The 11,755-nt window shown below is 33.6% G+C and carries 6 protein-coding genes and 1 pseudogene; 4 read left to right on the top strand and 3 right to left on the bottom strand.

Going from position 1 to position 11,755, the window contains the following annotated elements; translation table 11 throughout:
• From M2326_RS16965 to M2326_RS16955, 3 genes and pseudogenes are all read left to right on the top strand, one after another.
• On the top strand, positions 1-2,143 hold a 2,143-nt coding region (locus M2326_RS16965; protein WP_264620737.1), incomplete at its 5' end, for a DUF7507 domain-containing protein.
• Between the two features lie 57 nt (positions 2,144-2,200).
• Positions 2,201-3,104: pseudogene (locus tag M2326_RS16960) on the top strand (PorP/SprF family type IX secretion system membrane protein).
• An 11-nt stretch (positions 3,105-3,115) separates the two neighbouring features.
• Positions 3,116-5,059: an OmpA family protein gene (locus M2326_RS16955; protein ID WP_264620736.1), complete on the top strand. Its 1,944-nt coding sequence runs from the start codon at positions 3,116-3,118 to the stop codon at positions 5,057-5,059.
• A 67-nt stretch (positions 5,060-5,126) separates the two neighbouring features.
• Here M2326_RS16955 and M2326_RS16950 read toward each other — a convergent pair whose 3' ends face one another.
• The 3 genes from M2326_RS16950 to M2326_RS16940 form a co-directional block, all read right to left on the bottom strand.
• Positions 5,127-8,561, bottom strand: coding sequence for a hypothetical protein (locus M2326_RS16950; RefSeq protein ID WP_264620735.1), 3,435 nt, complete (start codon positions 8,559-8,561; stop codon positions 5,127-5,129).
• 140 nt (positions 8,562-8,701) lie between these two features.
• Positions 8,702-9,958, bottom strand: a complete 1,257-nt coding sequence (locus M2326_RS16945) for an aspartate kinase (RefSeq protein WP_264620734.1) — start codon at positions 9,956-9,958, stop codon at positions 8,702-8,704.
• A gap of 25 nt (positions 9,959-9,983) precedes the next feature.
• Positions 9,984-10,460, bottom strand: a complete 477-nt coding sequence (locus M2326_RS16940; protein WP_264620733.1) for a GNAT family N-acetyltransferase — start codon at positions 10,458-10,460, stop codon at positions 9,984-9,986.
• 149 nt (positions 10,461-10,609) lie between these two features.
• Between M2326_RS16940 and fbp the strand changes: the two genes are divergently transcribed.
• A complete protein-coding gene (gene fbp / locus M2326_RS16935; RefSeq protein WP_264620732.1) occupies positions 10,610-11,623 on the top strand; it encodes a class 1 fructose-bisphosphatase in 1,014 nt (337 codons plus the stop codon).
• Positions 11,624-11,755 lie beyond the last annotated feature (132 nt).

Here is an 11,755-nt window from a genome sequence, read left to right as displayed (position 1 = left end):
AACCGGAGTTTACAACGGCGATGCAACCAATGCCAAAGTAGGCGATAAGATTACGTATACTTTCAACGTGAAAAACACAGGAAATGTAACGGTTTTGAATGTGAAAATAAATGACACTAAATTAGGTGTTAGTGATTTAGCAATTGTACCAGCAAGTCTAGCGCCAAACGGATTTGGAGAAGTAACCAAAGAATACACAATTACCCAAGCTGATATTGATTCAGGTAAAGTGACCAATACAGCTGTTGCCAAAGGAAAAGATTCAAAAGGCAATGATGTACAAGATACATCAGGAACAGCTATTGATAATGATGATACTACGGTAACTAATTTGCCAACTGCAGGAAAAATAGTTTTCGTTAAAACAGGTGTTTATAACGGAGACGCTACTAAAGCAAAAGTAGGAGATAAAATTACTTATACTTTCAACGTGAAAAATATAGGAAATGTAGCGATCAATACTATCATAATAAATGATGCTAAATTAGGCATTGCAAGTTTTCCACTAGTTCCAAGTACTTTATTGCCTAATGAATCTAGCGAAATAACAAAAGATTACAGTATTACTCAATTGGATATTGATTTAGGTAAAGTGATTAATACAGCTATTGTGAAAGGGCAAGATCCTATGGGGAATAATATTCAGGATACATCTGGTACTGATATTTCTAATAATGATAGCACTGTTACCACAATCCCTTTTGTTTCAAGCATAGCATTAGTGAAAACAGCTGTAATAATAGGGCCAGTAATGGTGGGCTCAACGATTGATTATACTTTTTCTGTGACAAATACAGGAAATAGTACAATTAAAAACATTGTTGTGACTGACCCAATGGTTGGAATAATATTACCGGTATCGACCATAGCAACTTTAGCAGTAGGAGAAACCAATAACTCTATTGTTGGGAAATACACCATTAAACAAATAGATGTTGATGCAGGTAAGGTTGTGAATTCAGCATTAGCAGTTGGTATGGATCCAGGAAATAATGTTGTAAGAGATACTTCAGGAACAACTATCAATAATGATGATGCGACCGAAACACCATTTATTCAGAGTCCTTCTATAAGTCTTACCAAAGAGGGTATTTATCAAGATACAAATGGTGATGGTATCACGAGTATTGGAGATATTATTAAATATGTTTTTGAAGTAAAAAACACTGGAAATACAGTTTTAACAAACGTGAAAATATCCGATGATAATGCTACTGTTCTAGGTATAGTAATTCCAGTTTTGAATATCAATGCGTCAAATAATACTGCTTTTACGGCGGAATATAGCATTACGCAAGAAGATATTAATACGGGTGTTGTATATAATTTGGCCAATGCTTTAGCAGACACTCCAGTGACAACTATTCCAACGGTTACGGCTCAATCTACAGATCCTACACCTTGTACAACCTGTCCTGTTAATCCAAGTTGTTTGACTTGCACTATGACATTATTAAATCAAGTACCTAAAATTAGCTTGTTGATGAACGGTACGCTTAACGATGAAAACGGTGATGGAATGGCACAAGTTGGAGAGACGATATCTTATACATACACGGTCATGAATACGGGGGATGTCCCATTGACTAGTGTATGGATCGAAGATAGTAAGGTGGGACTTAATCAAAGTAGTGGAACTATAGACCTACCAGTTGGAGGTATCGATAAAACAACTTTCACGGCTGTTTATGTAATTACTCAGGCTGATATTATCGAAGGAATGGTATGGAGCCAATCAAAAGCAAGTGGGTTTAGTCCAGCGGGAGTAATAGTTCAAGACCTTTCAGATGATAGTAGTCCATTAGAAGATGATGTAACTTCTATAATAGTTAATGGTTGTGAACTTAGACCTTATAATGCTGTATCTCCCGACGGTGATGGCATGAACGACTTCTTTTTTATACAAGGTGCTGATTGTTATCCAAATAATATAGTTCAAATTTTTGATCGTTGGGGAGTAAAAGTGTATGATGTTAATGGTTATGATAATATTGGTAAAGCTTTTAGAGGTATTTCCGAAGGGAGAGAAACTATTAATAAAGCTAAAAGACTGCCAACGGGAACTTATTTCTATGTGATTAAATATGAGGACAAGAATGGAAATGATTTTGGTAAATCGGGTTATCTGCATTTAATTAATTAATAGTAAGGTCAGAATACAGGAAAGTAAAACACTGTTGGAGTAAATAAAAAAAATAATATGAAAACAAATTATATCATAATTCTTATGTTGTTGTTAACGGTGTCTTGTCTTGCACAGCAAGACGCACAGTACTCACATTACATGTATAATACTATTACAATAAACCCTGCTTACGCTGGTAACCGTGGAGTAACTAGTATTTTTGCATTGCACCGCACGCAGTGGGTCGGACTAGATGGTGCTCCAGTTACAAATGCTGTATCGATCAATGCACCTATTGAAAATTCAAGAATAGGTATTGGTATTTCGTTTGTAAATGATAATATTGGGGCCTCAACTCAAAATAATATTTCTGCCGATATTTCTTATACTATTCCATTCTCAGAGGAGTTTGATTTATCTTTTGGTATAAAGGCTACAGCAGATTTATTAAATGTAGATTATACCAAATTGGATAGGTATAATTTAAGTGATCCAAAATTTCAAAGCAGCATCGATAATTCATTTTTGCCAAACATTGGGACGGGTTTGTACCTTCACTCAGATAAAATGTATGTAGGTCTTTCTGTTCCCAATTTTTTTAGGGATAAACATTTTGATGATAATTCTTCTAATACAATTGTAGATCGTTTACACTTTTATTTAATTGGAGGATATGTATTTGATTTAAATCCGAACTTGCAATTCAAACCCAGTTTTATGACAAAAATAGTTACTGGTGCACCATTACAACTAGATGTTTCTGCAAACTTTCTTATACAAGAGAAATTTACCTTGGGAGTAGCTTGGAGATGGGATGCAGCCGCAACTGCTTTGGCAGGTTTTCAAATTAGTAATGGGTTATAGTTATGATTTTGAAACGACTAATTTGTCACATTATAACTCTGGATCACATGAAATATTTTTAAGATTTGAATTTTCTAATTACAGAAGAAGGATAATAACACCTAGGTTTTTCTAAAGAAAAAGTATATGAAAAATAATTACATTCTTGCATTGCTATTTAGTTGTTTGGTATTCCAGCTTTCTGCGCAAAATAAAGATAATAAAGCAGATAAAGAATATGATAACTACGCCTATATTGATGCTATAAAAACATATGAACGTTTGTTCGAAAAAGGGTATAAGTCCCAAGATATGCTGTTGAAATTAGCTAATGCCTATTATTTTAATGGGGATTTAACTAATGCAGCTAAATATTACAAAGCATTATTCTCAGTCACTACAGATTTTACGCCTGAATGTTTCTATCGTTTCGCTCAGTCTCTAAAAGCAATTAAAGAGTATGGTAAGGCAGATAAAATGATGGCCAAATTTGATAAAGAAAGCGGAAATGATAGTAGAGCAAAGTTAGCTATTAATCAAAAAGATTATTTGGCTGTAATAAAAGAAAACTCTGGAAGATATTCTATCAAAGATGCAGGGATTAATTCTAAATATTCAGATTATGGAACTGCTTTTAATAATAACAAAATTATTTTTGCCACAGCCAGAGATAAGAATGGATTTGTGAAAAGTAAAGATCCTTGGACAGGTGAAGGTTTTACAAATTTGTATGAATCGAATGTTAATCCTGACGGAACTCTATCGGCTGCAAAACAGCTGTCAAGAAGTTTAAATTCAAAGTATCATGAATCAACTCCTGTTTTTACAAAAGATGGTAAGACCGTTTATTTTACTCGAAACAATTATGTTCCTGGTAAAAGAGGGAAGGATTCACGTAATACAACATTGCTTAAAATCTACAAAGCTGATTTGGAGGCTGATAAATGGACAAACATTGTGGAACTACCCTTTAATAGCGATAATTTTAGTACCGCTCATCCTACTTTGAGTGTGGATGAAAAGTTATTGTACTTTGCTTCCAATATGCCAGGAACATTAGGACAGTCTGATATCTATAAGGTTAAGATAAATACGGATGGAACCTTTGGAACTCCTGAAAATTTAGGAAACAGTATTAATACAGAAGGGCGAGAAACATTTCCTTTTATAAGTGCGAAAAATGAACTCTATTTTGCTTCAGACGGACATCCTGGACTTGGAGGATTAGATGTGTTTGTAGCTACTGGAAGGCAAGACGGTAGTTTTTCAACTGTAGTAAATGTTGGAGAGCCATTGAATAGTTCTAAAGATGATTTTGGTTTTATAATTGATTATGAATCTAAGGTAGGTTATATAACGTCCAATAGAGATGGGGGAGTAGGTGGAGATGATATTTATTTGGTGAAAGAAGTTAAACCTTTAAACTATCCATGTGAGCAATTATTAAATGGTATCGTTTCCGATTTAGAAACAAAAGCTATAGTTGTAGGAGTAAAAGTAAGTTTGTTTGATAGTAGTTATAAATTATTGCAAACTACATTGACAAATAAAGAGGGTAAATTTGATTTTGGCCAAGTAGCATGTGATACTAAATACTATATTAAAACGGAAAAAGAACAATATATTACTGACGAGATTAGTACAATTACAGCAGCAGATGTGGGGAGGACAATAGTACCAATTACAATTGAAAAAAGACTCAAGAAAGTAACTATAGGAGATGATTTAGCGAAAGCATTTGAAATAAAAACTATTTATTTTGATTTGAATAAATCGGATATTCGTCCTGATGCAGCTTTAGAGCTTTCGAAAATTTTGGATGTTATGTTACAAAATCCAACGATGAAAATTGATATTCGTTCGCACACAGATAGTCGCCAAACAGATGAGTATAATAAAAAATTATCTGAAAGAAGAGCCATTTCAACGAAAGAATGGCTTGTTATAAACGGAATTGATACAACTCGTCTTACTGCCAAAGGTTATGGAGAATCACAATTGGTAAATAGATGTGCAGATGGTGTAATTTGTACTGAAGAAGAACATCAAGAAAATAGACGAAGTGAGTTTGTCATTGTATCTATGAAGTAAAAAATAAAGAGATAAATTATTGATTGGTTGAAAAAAGAGACTTCTTAGGGAGCTCTCTTTTCTTGTTTTAAAAATAAGCTCTCAGCTGAATATTACCCGTGTGAACTGTTTTACTGGTTTCGCTTTTTCGACCTAAATAATTGAAATTTATATCTAGAAATTGTGTGATATTCTTTTGCAAAAGTAACTTCCAAACTAGATTTTGGCCCGTTTGTAAACCTTCTAACATCTGGAAACCAACAGAAGAGAATTCGTTGCCTTTGTATTTATTTTGATAAAAAGAAACCTCTCCATTTATGGTTATCTTTTTCTTACCAGAATAAGAAATTGAAGTGCCAAACCTATTTTGTAAAAGTGTTTCCAAATTACCAATCTGATTTTTCTTGCTTTGTAATTCATAAAAAATGTCCCAGCTAGTATTCTTAGAAAATAAATAACTAATTTTTGGTGCCACTTGGTAACCCGATACTGTGTAATTTTTCAAAGGATAATTTTCAGAGTTTACACTTGTGGCGATGGTTTTGGTAAAAAATCCAAACAACCAACTTTTACGATACAAATGTGCATATTGTAATTGATGGGAACTATTCGTAGTCTCTTGAGTTCCGTTGGAGAGTAAGTTTTTGGCTTTGTTCTCCAGATAAGTATAGGTTATTGAGTGTTGTTGTTTTCCCCTTTTGTAAAATAAGCTATTTCTAAAACTAGAACTCAATCCCAATATGTTTTCAGAGGAGTTGGTAAAAGGATTCAGTTCAAAATTATCTCCATCATTTTTTGTTTTTCGATTAATTAAAAAATTGGTCTGATTGTAAAAATTGGATGCCGTTTTCATAAAGCCCGATTTGTTTTGCCACTGGGTAGGATTGATTATCAAGGATTGTGAAAATTTGGTCTGATGGGTTTTGATGTACACTAAATTAGGTAAAAATACCTGAATGAATTTTGCTTGATCAATATATGGTGCGATTTCAAATTCCTGTAATTCTTGTATGCCGTTGTGATTGTAATCGTTCCACATGTAGACACCTTGTCCTGCTTCTACTTCTAGAAAAGTATATTCTTGTTGCGGTAAGGAACCTGAATTGGTTTCGTAGGTACTTGTAGTTTGCATCAATTGATTAAAAAAACGATCATTAAAAATTACCCTAGAATTCAAAGTAGATTCTTTTTTAATAGTACTGTCATTGTACTCAAGTACTCTATAGTTGGCATAAACCGTTAAGTCGCTCGTATTGGTTTGGAGTAATTTGGATTTTAAAAAGTAGGAATTCGAATTGTTTACTCTTTGCAAAAGTCCATTTTGGATACTGTCGTTGGTTCGTTTTAAAATCCCAAGTTCCACAAAAACTCTCGTACTGTCTCCACGACCTACAAAAGCACCATATTCGTTATATCGTTGACTCAAAGCCGAAAAATCATTGGTTACCTTATCTTTTGATTGATTGTTTTCTAATCGATTGCTTACGCCTATCCAGTTTTTGCCAAAATGATAATGTATTTGTGTTTGGTTTCTAATAAAAGTAGAGGTGCTAGTGGTAGCATCACTTGTTAGGTAACTTCCTAATGTTTTGATATTCCAGTTGTTCAACTGAAAGTAACTACTAATCAAATGTCTATTTCCTGAAAAGGTTCCTGAGAAGTCTAACTTTTCGAATTGATAGGTGAGAGTACCACTATTTTTCGAATTTGTTTTTGAGTTTAAATTAAAATTTAAACCAGAAGTCAATAAGCTTTGGTTACCAGTAAGAGTAGTTGCGATGTTCCAATCTCTATCAAATTCAATGGTGTACAGTCGCTCAACCGAACTGAAGTTTTCTTGTATAAACTGATATTTTCCAAAAGCATCAACAGTCCACTTCTTGGAGAACAAACGTTTTTTGGCATTTATTTTTCCACTCAAACCTTGGTTGTTGGAATCATCCAGTGTAGAAAAAAGATTTTTGTCATTGTTACTAAGTCCAATTTCAAAATCGACAGCAGTTTTTTCTGAAGGATTATATTTCCCCAAAAAAGTAGCAACTTGTAACTTTGTAGGAGGGACAAGTTGAGTGATGGGTTCGTAATTTCCTTGCATAACTGAATTTATAGGAGCTATATAAGTGAATATTTTGGTAATGCTCGAACTGTTTTCTAGAATATAATTACCATTATTATTTCCAACCAATGTAAAACGTACATTAAAAAGGGTGTCGTCTGGATTGTTGGAGTATTCATAAAAGGACTGGCCATTGACTATTTTTTGAACATACAATGTTTTGTTTTCAGAGTAGGTATCGGCATAAGCTGAAGGAGCATTCATTAAAGAAGTATTATCTCCTGCTTGAGATAAAATTTTGACTTGATCTGCTGAGAGATTTTGTTGAACTGGTTGGTTTTTCACATCATTTTCTGAATAAATATAACCTGCCAAACTCCATTTTTGATCGTCGTGTGAGGCCCCCGCATAGGTTACAAATCGCGTGTAGTTTCTATCTGTATATTGGTATTCTACTGCAATACGCATCTCAGAAGTGATTGTGAATAGAGGAGTAAAAGTAATTTCACCGGCATTATAATCAATCGTATAATCATTATTTTCCCCTCTTTTTAGTTGACGTCCATTGACATAAACACGTTCGGAACCCGAAATAACCAATACATACAATTCACCATTTTGACCTTTTAATTTATACGGGCCTTGGTTGCCTTCAATACCTTTAAAGTTACTTTTGGAATATTGTCCTTTTACAAGTGAGGCCGTTGCGAATACATTAGTTTTGCTATCTTCAGTTCCAAAATCAAAATTGGCAGCCAAACCTTGTACTTTTTTATTGAAATTTAAAAATTGTGTTTTATGGTTTTCGAGAAAAATATCTCCAGCTCGAATGTTCCATGTATCACTAAAGAGTTCCATGAAAATATTGTCAAATTGATCTAGCTTTTGAGAGTATCCACCATTTTGTATCGGAATGTTACTGTCTTGTAGTGACGCTCGTAAGCTTACTTTTTCTGATATTTTTCCAGTAATCTGTAGGTCTAAGTTGGAGTTTAAAACTGCATTTTGATTGGTACCAATTGTTACTCCTCTTGTGATGCTTCCCGATGTATTCAACCCATCAAAAGGAACAGTTTTGTTGGTGAGTTGATTGTCTATTTTGTATAATGGTTGATTCGAAATATCAGTATCTACCACGCTACTACTATCGTATATTTGGTATTTTTTTGTTAGAAAATCAGGGTAATTGAGATAATGTATAGCTATTGAATCTCTTTTAGAATCAAAAAAAAGGGCATTCAGTAAAAGTGTTCCTTTCTCATAATTGACGTTATATTTAGTACTGTCTATGAGTTGATTTTGATCATCAATCAGTTTGAAATGGGTTGGGTTGATGCTGAAGGCTTCTATTTTAATGGTGTCTTTTACAACTGCAATTTTCTTTGTTTTGTACAACGACTTGGTATCTTGGGCGTTAGACCAAGAAAAAGAAAGTAGTAGAATAGAAAAAAGAAGCTTTTTTAACATAGCGTTTATAACGTCAATTTGTCAAAAGTAGTGTATTCTTTAGTATATAATATAAAGCAAAGGGGCTAAATATCCTAAAGATAGTAGCCCCTTTGTTATTTTGTACCCCTAATAATTAAGGAGTGTTGCTGTAAAAAATATTACTTTTCGCTAGTGATAATCTGCATTGTTTCTGTACTCACTTGTTTCAGGATAACGATTTTATTTTTTTCAACCATTTCAGCTGCTTGATCATTAAAGTGTCTAATGGTGTATAATGTAACATGCTCATTAAAATCTACTTTGAATTTTTTAGACAATACAGCATTTAGATCTTTAAAATTACCAAATTTATCTTCTACGCAAACGGAGAAACTAATCGCAGAATTCTGAATCAAGTTAACCTTAATTTTGAATTCATGGAACAAAGCAAAAATTTCACTAATATTTTCTTCCATGATGAAAGAGAAATCAATAGAGGAAAGAGAAATCAATAATTGGTCTCTTTTTACAATGAAACAAGGTAAGTAAGGCTCTAATGCAACCCCTTTAGAAACCACAGTTCCTTTTAATAATGGATTGATAAATGATTTCACGTACAATGGAATTTCCTTTTTCTGTAGCGGCTGTAATGTTTTTGGGTGAATTACAGTGGCTCCGTAAAATGCTAATTCAATTGCCTCTCTATAGGATATTTGATTCAATAAACTTGCATTTTCAAAATATCTTGGGTCAGCATTCATAACTCCAGGAACATCTTTCCAGATGGTTACACTCTCAGCATTCAGGCAGTAAGCAAATATTGCTGCGGTATAATCAGATCCTTCACGTCCTAGTGTAGTTGTAAAATTATTTTCGTCCGATCCCAAGAAACCTTGAGTAACGTTCAATATTTTTCTTTTTACATTTTTCGAAATGTTCGTTTGTGTCAAGTCCCAATCTACTTCGGCATCTCTGTAATTGGCATCTGTTTTTACAAAGTTGCGCACATCTAGCCATTGAGTTTGGATTCCTCTAAAAGACATGTAATGACTTAAGACTGTAGTCGAAATTAACTCACCAAAACTCACTACTTGGTCATAAACAAAGTTGTAATTTGGTGATTTATTATGCGCTAAAAAATATTCCAAATCGGAAAATAAATTATTTACTGCTTGAAAAACTTCTTGCTTATCATCTTCAAATAAATCCAATAGGATTTGATTGTGGTATTTTTTAACTTCTAGAACAGATGATTGCAATGAAGCTGATTTTTCAAAATAGTCTTTGATAACTAGTTCCAATGCATTGGTGGTTTTTCCCATAGCCGAAACTACAAGCAATACATCTTCATAACCTACTTTTTGTAAAACATCATAAACATTTTTGATTCCTTCTGCATCTTTGACAGAGGCACCTCCAAATTTAAATACTCTCATGTTTTTTAATTGTGATTTAATATTTTTAATTATTTTTTTTGGCAAAGTTCTCAAGTCTATTTTCATCTAGACGTACTAGTAGCCATTCTTTTAGGATTTCGGCACCGGATTGTTCGTAAAACTCGATTGCGGGAGCATTCCAGTCCAAAACACTCCATTCCAATCTTTTTACTTTTTCTTCTTTGGCTAGATCAACCATTGCTTGTAGTAGTATTTTACCTATCCCTTTTCCTCTTTCAGATGCGGTCACAATCAAATCTTCTAGATGGATACTTTTTCCTTTCCAGGTCGAATATTTATAGTGATACAAAGCCATACCGATAATAGTGTCATTTGATTCTGCTACAAATAGCCCAAATAATGGTTGTGCTCCAAAGCCATCTTGAATTAAATTTTCAACAGTAATCTCAACAGCATCAGGTTCTTTTTCAAAAATAGCCAATTCAAGAATCAATTCAAGAACAGCATTCATATCTTGTGGTTTGCCTTTTCTAATGATCATTTTGGGTTGTTTTTTATATTTTTATAACAATCTGTTAAATTATTATTTAGCAAATATACAATACTAACAAATTAGGTTTGTTTTATTATTTTCCTTTTAACAAAAAAAACGATATTTGTGACTTCAAACCAACTACAACGATTTCTTAAATGGAAGAACGCAACAAAACACTCGGAGAATTCATTATTGAAAACCAAAATGCTTTTCAATATTCGTCTGGAGAACTATCTCGAATCATCAACTCTATTCGCTTGGCAGCCAAAGTGGTTAGCTATAAAGTGAATAAAGCAGGATTGGTGGATATCACTGGTGCTGCTGGAGAGCAGAACATTCAAGGTGAAGATCAGCAAAAATTAGACGTCTATGCGAATGAAATTTTTATTCAAACCTTAATCAATCGAGAGATTGTATGTGGAATTGCATCAGAAGAAAATGATGATTTTATTACGGTTCGTGGCAACGATAATAAACATGCAAACAAATACATTGTTTTGATGGATCCTCTAGATGGCTCCTCAAATATCGATGTCAACGTTTCTGTAGGAACTGTATTTTCAGTTTATAGAAGAGTGACACCAATTGGTACTCCTGTAACCTTGGACGATTTTATACAACCAGGAACTTGCCAAGTGGCTGCGGGTTATGTGATTTACGGTACATCAACGATGTTGGTTTACACTACAGGCTGTGGTGTTAATGGATTTACATTGAATCCAGCTATCGGAACGTTCTATCTATCACATCCAAACATGCAGTTTCCAAAGAACGGAAATATTTATTCTATCAACGAAGGGAACTATATTCAATTTCCGCAAGGAGTAAAGGATTATCTTAAATATTGTCAGTCGGAAGAGGAAGATCGTCCTTATACATCACGCTATATCGGAAGTTTAGTATCAGATATTCATAGAAACATGATTAAGGGAGGGATTTATATTTATCCTACAAGTACCAAAGCACCTAAGGGGAAATTGCGTTTGTTGTACGAATGCAATCCGATGGCCTTTATTGCTGAACAAGCAGGAGGGAAAGCATCTGATGGTTTTCAACGTATTATGGAGATCAAACCAACGGAATTACACGAAAGAGTTCCTTTTTTCTGTGGAAGTTATAATATGGTCGAAAAAGTGGAAGACTTTATGCTAAAGGCAAATAAAGTTTAATACTTTTTATCCACAAAAAAAAAGCTCTTGAAATTTTTCGAGGGCACTGAAAAACATCGCATATTTTGATTATCATTGTTTTTTAGACAATAAAAAAACGCTTGTAACAGGATTTATATAATCCGTTGCAAG

Source organism: Flavobacterium psychraerolatum, assembly GCF_025960985.1.
In the GTDB taxonomy this organism is placed as follows: domain Bacteria; phylum Bacteroidota; class Bacteroidia; order Flavobacteriales; family Flavobacteriaceae; genus Flavobacterium.
This window is presented reverse-complemented; position numbering and strand designations above follow the sequence as displayed.